Raw genomic sequence first — 17,593 nt, 5'->3', positions numbered from 1 at the left:
TCACTAAAGGTATTGATCTTGATTCATCATATTCCCAACATACTCAGCAAAGAACAGGTTCAATACTTTCGTGAAGAAATGAATAAAGTTGAATGGGTGAATGGAAAAGTTACAGCTGGCACACTTTCTGCCACAGTCAAACAAAACCAACAACTGGCTGAAGATCATCCTCTCACTCATCATCTCAGCACAATTATTTTAGAATCTTTAGGTCAACATCCTCTTTTTTTATCCGCTGCAATTCCCTTAGATATTATTCCGCCTCTATTCAATCGTTATGAAAATAATGAAGCTTTCGGATTTCATGTCGATAATTCCATTCGACGTATTCGAGGAAGCAATGACCGCTTAAGAACAGATTTATCCTGTACGGTTTTTTTAAGTGAACCAGATGAGTATGAAGGAGGTGATTTAGTAATTGAAGACACGTACGGCTACCATGAAGTTAAACTTCCTGCAGGCGATATGATTCTTTATCCATCTACTAGTGTGCATGAAGTCACAGCGATCACTTCTGGTTGTCGCATCGCATCATTTTTTTGGGTACAAAGTATGATTCGTGATGATGCCGATCGTTTTATGCTGTTTAATTTAGACCAAACAATACAAAAGTTACGCCTTGAACTGGGTGATCAACATACCGAAGTCATTCATCTCACCAGCATGTATCATAATCTGATGAGAAAATGGGCTGAGCTTTAAATTAAACTTAAAAGTTAAGATATAGATATCTTTTGAGAAAAAATTAAGTTCATTATAATTAATACGGGAATATTTATCACTTAATAAGTCATATCAGAAATACTTTTTTAAGATAAGAGTAAAATCCATAGAAATAGGAAAAACTTTTCGACTGAGCTCGATTAGACTTTAAGTTATAAAGCTACAAGAATATCGTTGGTCAAGCAAAGTGATATAAATCTAAAGTTTATATTTAATCACCAACGAAATAGACAATACTTGTAAATGGTTAAATAGACACAATCTATCTTTGTAGGACGTTGCCTTTACCCAAGATTGAAGCAACGAAAACTACGCAAGGAGTTATCTCATGATGTTGGCAGATCCAAGTACAAAATATCGTCGCATGTATCAACGTGTAGACTTGCCCGACCGCCAGTGGCCGAACAATGAAATTAATAAAGCGCCAATCTGGATGAGTACCGACCTGCGTGATGGTAACCAAGCGATTTTCGAGCCTATGGACATTGAACAAAAGTTCAAAATGTTCCAAATGTTGGTAAAGATCGGTTTTAAACATATTGAAATCGGCTTCCCTTCTGCATCACAAATTGATTTTGATTTCACACGTAAATTGATCGAAGAAAATCATATCCCTGAAGATGTTTATATTGAAGTTTTGGTACAAGCCCGTGATCATTTGATTCAACGTACGTTTGAATCTTTGGAAGGTGCTAAACGCGCTATTGTGCATATTTACAACTCGAATTCACCGACTTTCCGTGACAAAGTATTGAATGTTGATGTCGCTGGTGCGAAGAAACTTGCGATGAATGCTGCTGAAAAAGTTAAAGAATATGCAGCACAATATCCAAATACTGAATGGGTTTTCCAGTACAGCCCAGAATGCTTTACTGCCACAGAACTTGAAGTTGCAAAAGATGTTTGTGATGCAGTTACCGAGATTTGGGAAGCATCTCCAACCAACAAAGTCATTTTAAACTTGCCTGCAACTGTTGAAGTTTCAGGTCCACATGTCTATGCAGATCAAATTGAATGGATGCATCGCAACTTACAACGTCGTGATGGAGTCATCATTTCAGTGCATTGTCATAACGATCGTGGCTGTGGTATCGCAGCATCTGAACTTGCGATGATGGCGGGTGCAGATCGTGTAGAAGGTTGTGTATTCGGAAATGGTGAACGTACAGGTAATGTCGACGTTGCGGCAATTGCTTTGAATATGTACACCCAAGGTGTTGCGCCTGAACTTGATTTTTCAAATATCAATGAAATCATTGCCACGATTGAAGAATGTACAGGTTTACCGGTTCATCCACGCCATCCATATGCAGGTGATTTGGTCTTTACAGCATTCTCAGGTTCACACCAAGATGCGATCAAAAAAGGTTTCGAGTTCCAAAAGAACCAAGAAATGTGGGATATGCCTTACTTACCAATCGATCCTAAAGATTTAGGTCGTGACTATGACGCAGTTATTCGAGTCAATTCACAGTCAGGTAAAGGTGGGATTTCATACTTATTGGAGTCGAACTATAACGTTGTTTTACCGCGTCGCTTACAAATTGAGTTTTCTCAATCTGTTCAACAAGTCACGGATGAACAAGCCAAAGAAGTGACCGCACAAGATATTTGGGCATTGTTTAATGAACAATACGTAAATACTAAACATGGTTTTTACAATGTTCAAAACTATCGTTTATCAGATGAGAATGGCAACCAAGTCATTACTTTAGATATTGAAATCGATGGTGAAGTACAGCAATTACGCGGTGCAGGTAATGGACCTATTTCAGCCGTGTTAAATGCTCTTCAATTGCCTATAGATGTTTTAAACTATGAAGAGCGCAGTATCAGTTCTGGTGCGAATGCAAAAGCTTTGGCTTTGGTAGAACTTCAAGTGAAAGGTACAGGCAAGTCAGCATTTGGAGCGGGTGTACATGACAATATTGTCACCTCTTCCATTGATGCCATTATTGCGAGTGCCAACCGCTTAATCGCACAAGGCGTACTTAGCACAGAGCAACGTGTGGGTGCTGCTGTATAAGCAATTGCGATTGTAATAACATTAAAATGACTTTAGAAGGATACCCGCAAGTGGTATCCTTTTGTTTATTCATACTAAAGATTTAAGGCGAATCCATCCTGTGTCTTTTCCAGCTGACTCCGTGGGCTTAGTAACCCCGCAAAAAATTCAATTTGAAGAACCACTCGCATTAGAATGTGGTCGAATTCTCCCTCGTTTCGATATCATGATCGAAACCTACGGTACGCTTAATGCGGACAAATCCAATGCCATTCTCATTTGTCATGCCCTGTCTGGGCATCATCATGCTGCAGGTTATCATCATGAAGATGATAAAAAAGTGGGCTGGTGGGATGCTTGTATTGGGCCAGGTAAAGCCATAGATACATCAAAGTTTTTTGTGGTGGCGCTCAACAATATTGGCGGTTGTAGCGGTTCGACGGGTCCAACCTCTCCAAACCCTGAAAATGAAAACCGTCCTTATGGTCCAGATTTCCCACTCGTCACTGTTCGTGATTGGGTTAAAACTCAGGCCATGCTCTCAGATCGTTTAGAAATTGAAACTTGGTATTCTGTAATTGGCGGATCGCTTGGTGGTATGCAAGCTTTACAATGGTCTGTCGATTATCCTGATCGTTTAAAAAACTGTGTGATCATTGCAAGTGCGCCAAAACTTTCTGCCCAAAACATTGCATTTAATGAAGTGGCACGTCAATCCATCTTGTCTGATCCAGATTTTCATCATGGGCGTTATTTGGAAAATGATAGCTATCCAAAACGTGGCTTGATTTTGGCGCGTATGGTTGGTCATATCACCTATTTATCTGAAGAAGCCATGAAGCAAAAATTTGGCCGTGACTTAAAATCAGGTAAATTCATGTATGGTTTTGATGTTGAGTTTCAGGTTGAAAGTTATTTGCGCTATCAAGGTGAACAGTTCAGTCGTAACTTTGACGCCAACACTTACTTGATTATGACCAAGGCCTTGGATTATTTCGATCCCGCACGTGAATATGAACTTTCATTGACCAAGGCAATGGCCAATACCAAATGTCGTTTCTTGGTCATTTCATTTACCACAGATTGGCGCTTTACCCCTCAGCGCTCACAAGAAATCGTGGATGCACTCATCACTTGCCAAAAACCTGTTAGTTATATAGATGTCGATGCAGAACAAGGACATGATTCCTTCTTGTTCCCTATTCCTATGTATGTCAAAACCCTGAGAGCCTTCTTGGGTGGTCCTGAACATTTGCAAACTACAGCTCAGGAGACAGTTTAATGCGTATTGACCAACAATTAGCAGAAAAATGGATTGCACCAGGTTCTAGCGTGCTAGATTTGGGCTGTGGTGACGGCGAATTATTGTCGCAAATGAGTAAAAAACACCAAATTCGGGCGTATGGACTCGAAATTGATCAAGAAAAGATTGCAATTGCCGTCAGTCGCGGGTTAAATATCATTCAACAAGACTTGAACCTCGGTTTGGGACGCTTTGCCGACCAGTCGTTTGACTATGTGGTTATGGCACAAGCTTTGCAAGCTGTAGATGCGCCCGATGTGCTTTTACGCGATATGGTGCGTGTTGGGAAGCAAGCCATTATTACTTTTCCTAACTTTGCCTACTGGAAGACTCGCTCTTTCTTAGCAATCAAAGGAAAGATGCCAGTTTCTGAAGCATTGCCGTATATGTGGTATAACACTCCAAATATCCACCTATGCACTTTTCGCGATTTTGAAGCACTGTGTGCTGAAAATCAGATTAAAATTATTGACCGACTTGCCGTGAATGGAAATCAACAAGGAAGCTTACTCAGTAAGCACCTTCCGAATTTGTTTGGTGAAGTCGCTATTTATCGAGTGAGCGCTCTATGAAAAAACTAATATTAGGCAGTACATTATGTTTGGGGTTATTCAGCCTTCAAGTACATGCAGACTATGTACCACAACAACAGTCAACAGCGGCTCAAGCAGCACAGTACTCACTCATGTCTGTAGCGGATTTGCAAAAAGCAGCCAAAGCGGGTCAGCCTGCTGCGCAGTTCTATCTTGCTAATCACTATCAGCAAGGTAAAGAAATTGGTAAAGATCTAAAACAAGCGTTTACATGGTTTAAAGCAGCTGCGGATCAAGGCATTTCATCTGCCCAGTTGAATGTGGGTCGTATGTATGCAGATGGGATTGGTGTATCTAAAAACGAAGCGCTTGCACGTTCTTATTTTGAAAAAGCAGCCAGCCATGGGGATAACCGTGCCAGCTTCAATTTAGCTGTCATGGAAGAGCAAAAGAAAAACTACATGGGTGCATACCAGTGGTATGAACTGTCTACTCGTGATGGGATGCTCGACAATAAAGTCATCAATATGTCAGAAACCAAGAAAACCGCTTTGGCTGCAAACCTGAGCCCTGAACAAATTCGTACTGCACGTGACCGTGCTGATAAGTGGATTCAAGCGCAGTAATATAATGCGACTTTAAAAAATGCACCTTCGGGTGCTTTTTTATTGCCTAGAATGACGAGCAACTTGCTACACTTAGTGCCATGTAAGGTTTTAATGATGAAATTCTATGTCTTCAACAGATTGGTTATCTCAAGGCACGTTGGTCCTCGCCAGCAACAACAAAGGTAAAATTGCTGAGTTTGAAAAGCTATTTGAACAGTTAAATCTTCCCGTTGAAGTGATAGCTCAGGGCAAATTAAATATTGAAGATGCAATTGAAGACGGCTTAAGCTTTGTTGAAAATGCGATTATCAAAGCGCGTCATGCCGCTAAGATTTCTGGGAAACCAGCCATTGCAGATGATTCTGGCATTTGTGTTCCCGTTTTAGGGGGTGCTCCAGGAATTTACTCTGCGCGTTACGCAGGTGAGCATGGTGATGATGCTGCAAACAATGCTAAATTATTGGTCGACTTAAAACCGCACCGTAAAGAAGGTGAAGCCATTGAAGCATGGTTTGTTTGTGTTTTGGCTTTGGTGCAACACGCTGAAGATCCCCTACCACAAATTTTCCAAGGCATTTGGAAAGGCGAAGTCCTTGAACAGGCACGCGGTGAACAAGGCTTTGGCTATGATCCTTTATTTTGGTTACCAGAACTTGGCCTTTCAAGTGCTGAAATGAGCAAACAAGATAAGAATAAAATCAGTCATCGTGGTCAAGCGATGCAACTATTCAAATCAAGTTTAAATCAATAGGCATAATCCATGATGTCCCAAGACGCAGATCATCATTATTTGATCTCGTCATGGGATCGACCTAAATTAAGTCAGAATATGCACCAACAACCATAAGCATCCGATCAAGATACAACTCACCACTGTGTCTGAAGCAATATAGCGCGCTGAGCGGCCTGTGCCCTGATAATGGGTTTCCAACGCCACAATATTGGCCGCTGGAGGCAAACAAAAAAACATCAGCATGACTGAAAACGTAATAAAATCTTGCGGAATCGGTAAACAATAATAAGCAAAAGCACAGAACAGCAAACCTAGAATTAACTTTTGAATCGCAAATCGAGTGCTTTCAAGGAGATCTTGGAACTGGATTCTTACCTGACTCAGCCACATACCTAAAATGCACATCCCTGTAAACGTCATAAGCCATTTCGATGTAAGGTAAACGCTTTGAATCACCACATGATTTTGATCATCTGAAAAATCCCAAGGCAACAACAATGCTGCAATACTCAAGGCGATTATCGGCGGTGACAAAATCACCTTTCTAAAGATACTTTGTTTGCTCTGCGTTCCATCTCCCAGCGCCATCACTGCACAAATATTTCCAAAGACTGATCCACCAATATAGAGTGCAACCATCGGGCTGGTCGCCTCTGTTCCAAATACGGCTAATGCAAATGGAAAACCCAACCAAGCCATATTTAAATAACTGAGGCACAATGCTTTTAAACGATCTTGATCACGACTATAAAAAAATAAATACATCAGTAATGATGAAAAAAAGCTAAACAGCATCAACCAAATACTGCCCTGCTGATAAAACACCATATGATAGATAATGATCACTGGAATCAGAATTTTAGCCAAAATCAGCGCTAAAAAAGGACGAAAAGGCGATAAATATTGAACTGCAAAATAACCAATTAAAAATGCAATCAATGGAAGAAGAAGCGTCATATCAGTGACTTTTATTCGGTGAGCTCATCATTCTCATGCTAGCACAGCAGCAGTATAAAACATGCTCATCAAACTTGAAAAATGCATTATTGATTTTGCTTCAAACATTATCAAAGCTTGAAACTGTCTTTGAATTGAAACATTAACGTCAATTCACTGTCACATAATCCTGTTCAAATTGACGATTATAAATTAGACAAGGAAAAAACCATGGCTGGTCTTTCAATTTGGCACGTACTTATATTCGCGATTGTCGTTCTTCTATTATTTGGTACATCTAAACTCAAAAATTTAGGTAAAGATGTCGGTGGCGCAGTTAAAGATTTCAAAAAATCAATTAAAGAAGATGAAGCGGCTGCGACGACTGCATCTTTAAGTGAACCACGTACGCTTGAACATCAAAACACGACAACAGAAGTAAATTCCACAGTCAAGAATTAAGCATTGAGGTAAGAATATGCTCAATATTGGAATGGCAGAGCTCCTGATGTTCGGCATTATCGCACTTTTGGTTTTAGGTCCAGAGAAGCTCCCTGAAGGTGTGCGTTTTGCAGGGAAATGGTATGCGAAAATCAAGCGTATGGTGAGCAATGCACAAAACGATTTAGATCGCGAATTACGCCTGTCTGAATTACGCGAGCAAATGAATAATGAAATGAATAAAATTCAAGAGCTTGAACAGAAAATGAAAGTTCAGATGAGTGCTCTAGAAAATCAGCGAATAGAAATTGCTGATGAAACAAAGCCTAATGAAGCAAAATCTGATAATGCAAAGTCAGATAGATTAAATTCTAGTGAATTATCAAACACATCAACACCATTAATTCAGGCTCAACGCTTAAAGATTTATACTTATATCGAACAACCTCAACCCCCTTTCGCTTTTCGTATCAATAACTCAAGAATAAATGCTCAAACCAAGTTAAATAAAATGCCTTTATCTTCAATCAATCATGAAATGAGTCAACTTAAGGTGGCCGTATGAGCACCTCATTAATCAAAAAAACAACGTCAACTGAGCAAGATATTCCGCCATTAGAAGAGATGCCAATTACCAAGCATTTGGTCATTTTGCGAAAACATTTATTTAAAATTGTCGGTCTTCTTGTCATTCTATTTTTTTGTTTATTACCTTTTGCGAATAAAAACTACCAATTGATGTCTGAGCCTTTACGTGCTCAATTACCCATTACATCATCTATGATCGCAACTGATGTAACAGCCACTTTTATGGCGCCGTTTAAACTGAATTTTTTTGTGGCATTGATGATTGCAATGCCTTATATCATTTATCAGCTTTGGTCTTTTGTGAAACCTGCTCTGTATAAAGCTGAAAAGTCTTTAGCTGTTGGCTTACTTCTCGGCAGTATTAGTCTTTTCTATATTGGTGTTACTTTCGCATATATGGTTGCGTTGCCTTCCATTTTGCATTTTTTTATCAGTGTCGCACCTGAAACGGTTGCACCGATGACCGATATTAATAGCTATCTCAGCTTCTGTTTAAAATTATTTTTAGTGTTTGGTTTAACGTTTGAAATTCCAATTATCACACTTGTTTTGATTATGATTGGATTAGTCAGCACTGCCCAGCTGGTCGAAAAACGCCGCTTTATTATCGTAGGCTGTTTTTTCGTTTCAATGTTTGTGACTCCACCCGATGCACTTTCAATGATTATGTTGGCTATACCCATGTGGATGCTGTTTGAATTAGGCTTATTTTTGGGCAAAATCTTTGAAAAACGTAAATCAGTAACTGAGTAATTGAAAATAAAATCAAGGCAGCTTTAGCTGCCTTTCAAATATTCAAATAATTGTTTTATTTAATATTTTTGAAATATTACCTTCAACATCCTGTCACAATTAGTGCGTATTTTGTTCTTAACTTTAAAACAACCAAGCCTCATTGCTAGGAAAAAATATGAATCAAGATGATATGATCCCTTGTCAGGATCTTACAGAAGATAGTAATACTTCAAAGAATACACATTTTCAGACTATTCTAGCGAACCATATGAGTCGCCGTAGCTTTATTACAAAATCTACTAGCGGGGCTATGGCATTAGCATTTGCTGCATCCGTATCTGGTTGTTCAGATGATGATAATGACTCAAACTCTGACTCATCAAACACACCTCCTACTCCAGAACCGAATCCTGATGCTCATACATGGAGCGACCTCAAAGCACGCCCAAGTAAATTTACTTTCGAACACGTGAAAAAAAATACTGAAAATTATTTCACTGTTCCTGAAGGCTATGAACTCAAAGTTTTGTATGCAGTTGGTGATCCAATCAATAAAAATTATGCAATAAAAACTGATGCAATTTCACAATCGGGTGCTTCATACAAATTCCGTTCAGGCGATTGTCATGATGGAATGAGTTTCTTTGGTATGGATCCTGCCAAACAAAATTACTCGCTTAAAGAGTCAAAGCAAGGTCTTTTAGTTTTAAATCATGAGTATTTATCACAGACTGAACTCCATGTACCCGATGCTGTGACGAAAGGCGTCCGTTCTGAAGATCAAGTCATGCGTGAAATTAACGCTCATGGTGTCTCTATCGTTGAAGTCGTCAAAGATGAAACAAGTCAAAATGTTCGCATCAACATGGATTCACCATTTAACCGACGTATTACTGCTCAAACAGAAATGGAGCTAAATGGTCCAGCACGTGGTTCAGATCTACTTAAAACCTTTTTCTCTCAAGATGGTACTCGTACGCGTGGTACATTTGCTAACTGCGGATCTGGTTATACTCCTTGGGGTACGTATATCACTGCTGAAGAGAATTGGAGTGGTTACTTTGCACGTCAAGCAAACGATACTCGTTCGGTAAAAGAAGAAACCTCTTTAAGCCGTTATGGACGTGGTGGAACTTCTGCAAGAAGCGGTCAATATCGTTGGGAAACACCTGTAGCAGAATTAACAGGAAATCGTGATTTATATGATTGCTGGGATATTTCTGCTAAAAATGCTAATGCCCTTCAAGACTACCGTAATGTGATGAATACATGTGGTTGGATTGTAGAAATCGATCCGTTTGATAATCGCAGCCGCCCAGTAAAACGTACTGCTTTAGGTCGTTTTGCGCATGAAGACTGTCGCTCTAGTAATCCTATTGTTGGTCAACCACTAGCATTTTATATGGGTGATGATGCAACAGGCGAATACATCTACAAATTTGTATCTGATGCAAAATGGGATCCAAAAGATATCAACGGTGGTTATGCTGCCGGTGATAAATATATGGATAAAGGTACATTATTCGTCGCAAAATTCAATGATGATGGTACTGGTGTATGGTTAGAGTTAACCCATAATAAAAATGGACTAGACACATCAAATACTGGCTATTCTTTTGCTGACCAAGCAGATGTGGTGGTCAATGCACGATTAGCAGCAGACTATTTGGGTGCTACAAAAATGGATCGTCCAGAATGGGTTGCAGTTAATCCTGAAAATGGCGAGATCTATGTAACACTGACTAACAATGGCAGCCGCGGTCGCTCATATGATACAGATGCAGCTAATCCACGTAGTTATGTTGATGTTAAAAATGGTTCAGCAAGTCAGTCAGGTAATATGAATGGTCATATTATTCGTTTCCATGAAAATGAAGACACTGTGACTGCTACTGCATTTACTTGGGATATTTTCTTGTTCGGTGCTGAAGCTGATGCAGCGTCAAATATTAATCTATCTGGTCTAGATGATATGAATGACTTCTCTAGTCCTGATGGTATGTGGTTCGACCCACGTGGTGTGCTTTGGATCCAAACTGATGATGGCCAATATACCGATGAAACTAACTGTATGATGCTTGCTGCTTTGCCTGGTAAAGTTGGTGATGGTGGTACAGAAAAAGTAGCAGCAGCAACAACTAAAGAAGGTGGTCAATTAACAATTGTTGGTGCTCAATTAAAAAATGATCGCGTCCGTCGTTTCTTAACGGGTCCAAGTGGTTGTGAAATTACAGGTGTAACGATGACACCTGATTACAAAGCGATCTTTGTTAATGTGCAACATCCAGGTGGTACTTGGCCTGCAAACCAAAGCTCGAAACACAGTGTAATGGGTAAAACACCTCGCTCAGCAACAGTTGTGATTACGCGTAAAGATGGTGGAGTTATTGCTGGTGAAGCTTTAGAGACGAAAGTAACCGCATAAAATAAATTTTCAAAAAATGCCGACTTCATGTCGGCATTTTTTATCTATGAATATCAATATTTAATGTACGAATTTCACCTATATTTTCACCTTGCTGAGACTTTTCCAACCATGTCCACTGCTGTTGTTGCATTACTAAAAAGTTTGAACATCGTGTCCCATAGACTGGACTTTGAATAAATGTTGATGAAAGTAAAGCCTCCATTTCAACTGAAATCCCTGTCTCAGGTAATCGCGTCGTAAGTATTTTTCGTTCATCTTCTAAAATATCCCAAACAGCGTATTCAATTTCAGCTGAGGAGATCTCTTCACGTTGCAACATGGGCAACAATTCTTGAGTAAAACGTTTGCGTAGATGTTTGGTTTTTTCCCAATCATCACTCATTAATCCATTGGAAACGACATAAACCCCTTTTGCCAATACCTGAGGTGCCTCACCTCGATTACTCATGTAAACGGCTTGTTCAGTATCCCCGACAAATAGATTAAAACCAGCAAAATCGCATTGCACTTTTTCGATCTCTTTTGCAAAGCGGATCGGGGTTAAATTAGACTCCAAATACTGCTGAATCAGATGACCTCGTGAAGTTGGATATTTTGTCTGATCTTTAGCATCACGAAAGTTAGTCACAATCGCCCAACGTCCTGTTTGAGTTATCCCCATCCAAGTCCCACCCGACTGTAAATCTTGTCCCGCCACAATCGGGCTATTCGGCCAAAAATGAATACTCGAAGCAGGTCGATTATAAAACTCATCACGATTCGAAATCATGCAAAGTGCTCTATCTTGTAACACTTGCCATGCTATAGCGACAATACACATTCTTGTTACCTATTAACGATACACATTGAATGTACAACATTTTTTAAATGTTTCAGCTAAAATCTGTGCAAAACATAATATCAAGGAACAGGAATGCTGACCTACCCATCTATTGATCCAGTCGCAATATCGCTGGGTCCAATTCAAGTCCACTGGTATGGACTGATGTACTTACTTGCATTTTTATTTGCATGGGGACTTGCAACTTATCGTGCTAAACAACGTGGTTGGACACCAGATATGGTCTCTGACTTAATCTTTTATGGCGCTTTAGGTGTAGTACTGGGTGGTCGCGTTGGTTACGTCTTCTTTTATGGGTTCGACCAGTTTTTAGCCAACCCACTCTGGTTATTCCAAGTATGGACGGGCGGCATGAGCTTCCATGGCGGATTCTTAGGTGTCATGATCGCCATGCTACTGTGGTGTAAAAAATACAAAATGACCTGGTTCCAAACGCTTGATTTTATTGCGCCATGTGTTCCAACTGGACTCATGTTTGGTCGTATTGGTAACTTTATTGGCGGTGAACTGTATGGCCGCCAAGTTGTAGATCCAAATTTTGCGTTCGGTATGGTTTTTCCGACAGATCCACTGCAACTCATTCGTCATCCATCACAACTTTATCAAGCACTGTGTGAAGGTTTAATCCTATTCATCGTCTTATGGTGGTTTAGTTCGAAACCTCGCCCACGTATGGCAGTATCTGCATTGTTCCTGATCGGCTATGGCTTAGCTCGCTTTATCGTGGAGTTCTTCCGCGAACCAGATAATGGTCAACTGTTTATTGCATGGATGAGTAAAGGTCAATTCCTTAGCCTTCCAATGATTTTGATTGGTTTCTGGATGATGTGGTATGCCTATCAAAAGAAAGTGTACGACTGGGGTCCACAAAAAACGACTTAATCTAGACGCCTTCATCATAATCAATGAAAGCACCTTAGGGTGCTTTTTTAATAACTGCAAATTTTAATAACAATGTATGAATAACAACGTATAAATAACTACGAATTTAAATAACGATAAATTTGAATAACCACACACCTTACTAACAATAAATGCAATATCAAGCCAATGAATAGCAATCCAATCATTCCACCCATATTTCGAAATTTAAATATGCTAAAGTAAAATATCTCACAATGTCTAATCACACTGTCTATGCTCGAATTTTGGTTTGATCCACGCGTTTCAACAACTCATAAATTTCTTTTTTTTATCATCATTGCATCAATCACCGCTGTGCTGTATTGGATCGATCCTTTACCCTTAGAAGCGATTTTAATGTTTTTAGGTACAGGTATCATTTTCTTAATATGTCGCTACTGCAAAATTCATTTCGCTGCAAAGAATCCGACAGGACTTTTGTCTCGATTGCTGCTCTGGATTCCTATTGCATTATTATTGAGCTTGATTTTTATGCATATGAAAGACGGTGAAATTCTACTCCCTGGTGCGCAAGGACTGGCGTTTATGGCGCTCGCGATTTGTTTGTTTTCACCTTTGTCATTACTCAACCACAATAAAAACACATGATGCAAAATAAAATTTTCTCGTCAGAGCGTTTTTTAGGATCATTAAAACTAAGTCCTGAGTGAACAGGATTCATCTTCATTTCAGGAGTTTTGATGATCCATTTAGCTTCATCAACATTAAAATCAATTCCACATTATTTTGTTGAACATCTTCAATTGTATCTTGATCATTTTTATCAGCTTCAATGTGAGGAAATAGAATGGTCCATCATTGTTAAGTTTTCTATTTGATTCAAGAGACTTAAAAAACAGAGACCAATCAGGTACACTTCGGAATGAGACAAAACTCCCAATTTGATATCATCAGACAATTTTTTATTGCTGTTGAACCCTTCAAGATCGTTCTATTTTTTTAGGAATTTTATGAAAGCGTATTTAGACCTACTACAACACATCCTAGACAACGGCGGTGATAAAGGCGACCGTACGGGTACAGGAACACGTTCTGTATTCGGTCATCAAATGCGCTTTGATCTAGCCAAAGGCTTTCCATTGCTCACCACTAAAAAAGTGCACTTCCGTTCAATCGTGATTGAACTGCTGTGGTTTTTAAAAGGTGATACCAATATTCAGTATTTAAAAGACAATACCGTTCGTATCTGGGATGAATGGTCTACAGCTGAACAAACAGCGCGCTTTGGTCGTCCTGAAGGTGAGCTCGGCCCGATTTATGGTCATCAATGGCGTAATTTTGGCGCAACCAAAAAAGAAAATGGCTTATATGAACAAGATGGTTTTGATCAAATCAAATGGTTGATCAATGAAATTAAAACCAATCCTAATTCACGTCGTTTGATTGTGTCAGGTTGGAATCCTAATGAAGCGGGTCAAGTGGCTCTTCCGCCATGTCACACCTTATTTCAGTTTTTTGTACACAATGGCAAATTATCTTGTCAATTATATCAACGCAGTGCAGATGTATTTCTGGGCGTACCGTTTAATATTGCCAGCTACGCACTTCTAACACACATGATTGCGCAAGTTTGTGATCTTGAAGTCGGTGATTTCGTTTGGACAGGCGGCGACACACATCTGTATGTAAATCATTTTGAACAAGCGCAATTGCAACTGACCCGTGAACCGCTTGAACTCTGTCAATTAAAATTGAATCCTGAGATTAAAGATTTGTTTGATTTTAAATTTGAAGATATTGAAATTGTGGGTTATGAATCGCACCCAGGAATTAAAGCACCTGTAGCCGTGTAACTTATAATCATCATTCAAAAATTTTCGTCTAGCCTCAACTTTTTAAAAGCGGAAGAAACCAATCCATCGAGTTTCTCCCGCTTTTTAAACAGGAAGCTAAATACGATTCAAAGATTAAGAGCCCGTTTATGTCATTCCAAAATTTAGAAGTCGTTCACGTTGTTGCCATGGATCAAAAACACTGTATCGGTAAAGGTAATGACTTGCCTTGGCATATTTCTGCTGACTTAAAACATTTTAAAGAAATTACCCAAGGTGGTGTGGTGGTTATGGGTCGTAAGACTCTAGAGTCGATGGGTCGAACTTTACCCAAACGCGTTAACTGGGTGATTACTCGTGATCTAGAGTGGAACTTTACGGGAACAAAAATCGCCTACAGCATTGAAGATGCGCTAAGCCAAGCAGTCGCAGACGTCAAAGCATCAGAAAAACCATCTACGCTTTTTATTATTGGCGGTGGTGAAATTTTCAAACAAACCCTTCCCATTGCAGATCGCTTAGAACTGACGCATGTAGCGCTTGACGTTCAGGGTGATGCCTACTATCCAGACATACCCGCTGACTTCAAAAAGGTCGCATCTGAACAACATATAGACGACAAAACTGGGGTTGCTTTTGAGTTCGCAACCTACCAAAAATAATCGCTAATTTATACTTATAATGATCCTATATGCATAACATCGGTAAACGAGAATTTTTGAGGGCGCTCGGGATGGGCGCACTGCATTTTATATTTAGTTTATTTGTCATTTTATCATCCATATGGCTCTGTTTAGCGCTCTGGATTCAAGAACCATGGGGATGGCTGTTCAGTAGAGTTCTGATTGGTTCATGGATCGCTTTTGCTTTAAGTATTTTAGGTATCTATGTCAGTCGACATTTTTTTAGTCGCACCAAGGATGTTCTGCTCTATATCATCATCTTTGTTCTGAGTCTATTTTGGTATTTTGGCTTAGAAGCTAGACAAGACCGCGAGTGGAGTCCTGAAGTTGCGCGTATTTTAAATTATGAGCGTCAAGGTGACATCATCACACTGAACAATGTTCGAAATTTTAACTGGTATCCAAATGGCCAATTTGATGAGCGTTGGGAAAGTCGTGAATACGATCTAGATCAAATTACGGGTGTAAACATTATTACCTCATATTGGATGGGGCCTCAAATTGCGCATACTTTGGTCAGTTTTGACTTTGCCAACAGTAAACCACTCACCTTCTCTATCGAAATTCGTAAAGAAAAAACAGAAGAATTTTCTGCGATTGGCGGATTCTTCCGAAAATTTGAAGTGAGCTTAGTCGCATCAGATGAAAAAGATATCGTTTATACACGCAGTAATATTCGCAATGAGCAGGTGTATTTTTTCCCTGTAAATATGCCAAAAGCAGAAATGAAAGCGTTGTTTGAAGAATATTTGCATCAAGCTGATGAATTAAATCAACAAGCCAAATGGTATAACACGCTGACCACCAACTGCACGACTTTGGTGTTTGATATGGTTCAAGCCGTATCCAATAAAGAATTACCTACGGACTATCGCTTGCTTGCCTCAGGATATCTACCCAATTATTTATATGATCTGGGTGCTCTTAATCGAAACTGGGACATGAAGACTTGGTATCAACGTGCCCATATTAATCCAAAGATGGCTCAAGTGGAGCATTCTGATGATCAGAATACTGCCGATTATTCGCAAATTATTCGTTCAGGGTTACCGAAAAGCAAAATTGAATAGGGATAAAAAAATACATCAAGATACATTGTTAAACTGGTGATTCATTTCTATTTTTGCTTAGATAGAAGCACAAAAAAATCGTATAGAGGGGGCAAGCAATGTTTAAAAAAGTATGGGCAACAGCAGCGGTCTGCGCAGTTCTAGTGGGCACTGGCTGTACAACAACACAAAGCTCATTAAAAAAGGCTGAAAACTTGGCTTTACTACAAAATAAAACTTGGGTTTTAACGCATATCGGTGCAGTAGAATTTAAAACAGATCCGGCTGCTTACAATGTTCCAAGCATTCAATTTGATGAAGCGACACAACGTGTGAGTGGTGCTGACGGCTGTAATCGAATTATGGGAAGTTATAGCACTGAAGGCCATAAACTCAACCTCAGTCAACTTGCAGGCACTCAAATGATGTGTCAAAACACCATGGAACTTGCGAAGCAATATAATCACGCTTTGTCTAAAGTTGCAGGATACCAAGTATATAACCAAACATTACGTTTGCTTGATCCACATGGTAATCCTGTATTGCAATATGAATCTAGCGTACAACCACGCTAAGCTCATTGATATGGTAATTCGTCGTATGGATGTTACAAATCTTGCCAATACAGCTCGCGCATTCGGGCTGTAAAATTCGAGAATGTGCATTTGCACTCCATGTTATCCATATTAAGAGATTCAACAAACAGGATTAGACGATGCAACAAGCACTCTTAGGCGGCGGTTGTTTCTGGTGTGTAGAAGCTGTCTTTCTACAGCTCACAGGTGTCGATAAAGTGGTGAGTGGTTATGCAGGTGGTCATACACTCAATCCCACTTATGATGATATCTGTAGAGGCGATACCCATCATGCTGAAGTGATTTTAATTGATTTCGATGAAACCCAAATCAGCTTCGAGCAATTACTTAACGTTTTTTTTGCCATTCATGATCCCACAACCCTGAATCGGCAAGGCAACGATATTGGAACTCAATATCGCTCTGTCATTTACTATTTCAATGAACAACAGCAATATGAAGCAGAACAGGCAATCAATCAATTAAAAGCTGAAGATTTAAATATAGTGACAGAGCTAAGCCCTGCACCTGTTTTTTATCCAGCAGAAGAATATCATCAAAACTTTTTTGCCCGTAATCCAGCACAGGGCTACTGCAATTTCTCAATTCCACCTAAGCTGATGAAATTGCGTAGTAAGTTTCAAGACTTATTAAAGTCTGAATAACCTACCTTTAGCAACTCTCCAGCCCATAAAAAAAGCGACCCATCAGGTCGC

At 39.6% G+C, this 17,593-nt stretch carries 19 protein-coding genes; 17 read left to right on the top strand and 2 right to left on the bottom strand.

The genetic code is table 11. From position 1 onward, the window contains the following. The first annotated feature begins 18 nt into the window (after positions 1 to 18). The 6 genes from V5M36_RS02525 to rdgB all read left to right on the top strand — a co-directional run bounded on the left by V5M36_RS02525 (position 19) and on the right by rdgB (position 5,923). Positions 19 to 702: a Fe2+-dependent dioxygenase gene (locus V5M36_RS02525; RefSeq protein ID WP_338563986.1), complete on the top strand. Its 684-nt coding sequence runs from the start codon at positions 19 to 21 to the stop codon at positions 700 to 702. A gap of 349 nt (positions 703 to 1,051) precedes the next feature. Next, a complete protein-coding gene (gene leuA, locus V5M36_RS02520; protein ID WP_338561696.1) occupies positions 1,052 to 2,749 on the top strand; it encodes a 2-isopropylmalate synthase in 1,698 nt (565 codons plus the stop codon). Between the two features lie 100 nt (positions 2,750 to 2,849). Beyond that, on the top strand, positions 2,850 to 4,010 hold the full coding sequence (metX, locus tag V5M36_RS02515) for a homoserine O-succinyltransferase MetX (RefSeq protein ID WP_338561694.1): 1,161 nt from the start codon (positions 2,850 to 2,852) through the stop codon (positions 4,008 to 4,010). Beyond that, the gene (gene metW / locus V5M36_RS02510; protein WP_338561692.1) at positions 4,010 to 4,603 is read left to right on the top strand and encodes a methionine biosynthesis protein MetW; all 594 of its coding nucleotides are present in this window, start codon (positions 4,010 to 4,012) and stop codon (positions 4,601 to 4,603) included. The genes metX and metW overlap by 1 nt, the downstream gene beginning before the upstream one ends. Beyond that, a complete protein-coding gene (locus V5M36_RS02505) occupies positions 4,600 to 5,190 on the top strand; it encodes a tetratricopeptide repeat protein (RefSeq protein ID WP_338561690.1) in 591 nt (196 codons plus the stop codon). The genes metW and V5M36_RS02505 overlap by 4 nt, the downstream gene beginning before the upstream one ends. Positions 5,191 to 5,296: 106 nt before the next feature. Continuing rightward, positions 5,297 to 5,923 (top strand): RdgB/HAM1 family non-canonical purine NTP pyrophosphatase, encoded by a 627-nt coding sequence (gene rdgB / locus V5M36_RS02500; protein ID WP_338561689.1) that lies wholly within the window; start codon positions 5,297 to 5,299, stop codon positions 5,921 to 5,923. A 66-nt stretch (positions 5,924 to 5,989) separates the two neighbouring features. On the opposite strand, the gene V5M36_RS02495 is transcribed toward rdgB, so the two are convergent. Continuing rightward, positions 5,990 to 6,862 (bottom strand): AEC family transporter, encoded by an 873-nt coding sequence (locus V5M36_RS02495; protein ID WP_338561688.1) that lies wholly within the window; start codon positions 6,860 to 6,862, stop codon positions 5,990 to 5,992. 210 nt (positions 6,863 to 7,072) lie between these two features. On the opposite strand from V5M36_RS02495, the gene tatA reads away from it, so the two are divergent. From tatA to V5M36_RS02475, 4 genes are all read left to right on the top strand, one after another. Continuing rightward, positions 7,073 to 7,303 carry a twin-arginine translocase TatA/TatE family subunit gene (gene tatA, locus V5M36_RS02490; RefSeq protein ID WP_338561685.1) on the top strand — a complete coding sequence of 77 codons (231 nt, stop codon included), beginning with the start codon at positions 7,073 to 7,075 and terminating at the stop codon, positions 7,301 to 7,303. 16 nt (positions 7,304 to 7,319) lie between these two features. Next, the gene (gene tatB, locus V5M36_RS02485) at positions 7,320 to 7,847 is read left to right on the top strand and encodes a Sec-independent protein translocase protein TatB (protein WP_338561682.1); all 528 of its coding nucleotides are present in this window, start codon (positions 7,320 to 7,322) and stop codon (positions 7,845 to 7,847) included. Next, positions 7,844 to 8,623, top strand: coding sequence for a twin-arginine translocase subunit TatC (gene tatC / locus V5M36_RS02480; protein WP_338561679.1), 780 nt, complete (start codon positions 7,844 to 7,846; stop codon positions 8,621 to 8,623). Before tatB ends, tatC begins: the two co-directional genes overlap by 4 nt. Positions 8,624 to 8,780: 157 nt before the next feature. Continuing rightward, the gene (locus V5M36_RS02475) at positions 8,781 to 11,030 is read left to right on the top strand and encodes a PhoX family protein (RefSeq protein ID WP_338561678.1); all 2,250 of its coding nucleotides are present in this window, start codon (positions 8,781 to 8,783) and stop codon (positions 11,028 to 11,030) included. A gap of 40 nt (positions 11,031 to 11,070) precedes the next feature. Here V5M36_RS02475 and V5M36_RS02470 read toward each other — a convergent pair whose 3' ends face one another. Continuing rightward, the gene (locus tag V5M36_RS02470; RefSeq protein ID WP_338561676.1) at positions 11,071 to 11,853 is read right to left on the bottom strand and encodes an NRDE family protein; all 783 of its coding nucleotides are present in this window, start codon (positions 11,851 to 11,853) and stop codon (positions 11,071 to 11,073) included. Positions 11,854 to 11,946: 93 nt separating this feature from the next. Between V5M36_RS02470 and lgt the strand changes: the two genes are divergently transcribed. The 7 genes from lgt (at position 11,947) to msrA (ending at position 17,542) form a co-directional block, all read left to right on the top strand. Beyond that, positions 11,947 to 12,756 carry a prolipoprotein diacylglyceryl transferase gene (lgt, locus tag V5M36_RS02465; RefSeq protein WP_338561674.1) on the top strand — a complete coding sequence of 270 codons (810 nt, stop codon included), beginning with the start codon at positions 11,947 to 11,949 and terminating at the stop codon, positions 12,754 to 12,756. Between the two features lie 255 nt (positions 12,757 to 13,011). Then, complete coding sequence (locus V5M36_RS02460) at positions 13,012 to 13,386, top strand: hypothetical protein (RefSeq protein ID WP_338561672.1); 375 nt, start codon at positions 13,012 to 13,014, stop codon at positions 13,384 to 13,386. A 362-nt stretch (positions 13,387 to 13,748) separates the two neighbouring features. After that, positions 13,749 to 14,591, top strand: coding sequence for a thymidylate synthase (gene thyA, locus V5M36_RS02455; RefSeq protein ID WP_338561670.1), 843 nt, complete (start codon positions 13,749 to 13,751; stop codon positions 14,589 to 14,591). Between the two features lie 128 nt (positions 14,592 to 14,719). Beyond that, complete coding sequence (locus tag V5M36_RS02450; RefSeq protein ID WP_338561667.1) at positions 14,720 to 15,232, top strand: dihydrofolate reductase; 513 nt, start codon at positions 14,720 to 14,722, stop codon at positions 15,230 to 15,232. Between the two features lie 29 nt (positions 15,233 to 15,261). Next, positions 15,262 to 16,323 (top strand): Lnb N-terminal periplasmic domain-containing protein, encoded by a 1,062-nt coding sequence (locus tag V5M36_RS02445; RefSeq protein ID WP_338561665.1) that lies wholly within the window; start codon positions 15,262 to 15,264, stop codon positions 16,321 to 16,323. A gap of 98 nt (positions 16,324 to 16,421) precedes the next feature. Continuing rightward, on the top strand, positions 16,422 to 16,877 hold the full coding sequence (locus V5M36_RS02440; protein ID WP_338561663.1) for an META domain-containing protein: 456 nt from the start codon (positions 16,422 to 16,424) through the stop codon (positions 16,875 to 16,877). A 140-nt stretch (positions 16,878 to 17,017) separates the two neighbouring features. Then, positions 17,018 to 17,542 (top strand): peptide-methionine (S)-S-oxide reductase MsrA, encoded by a 525-nt coding sequence (gene msrA, locus V5M36_RS02435; RefSeq protein ID WP_338561661.1) that lies wholly within the window; start codon positions 17,018 to 17,020, stop codon positions 17,540 to 17,542. Positions 17,543 to 17,593: the final 51 nt, after the last annotated feature.

This window comes from Acinetobacter sp. KS-LM10, from assembly GCF_036896575.1.
Classification (GTDB): domain Bacteria; phylum Pseudomonadota; class Gammaproteobacteria; order Pseudomonadales; family Moraxellaceae; genus Acinetobacter; species Acinetobacter avistercoris.
This window is presented reverse-complemented; position numbering and strand designations above follow the sequence as displayed.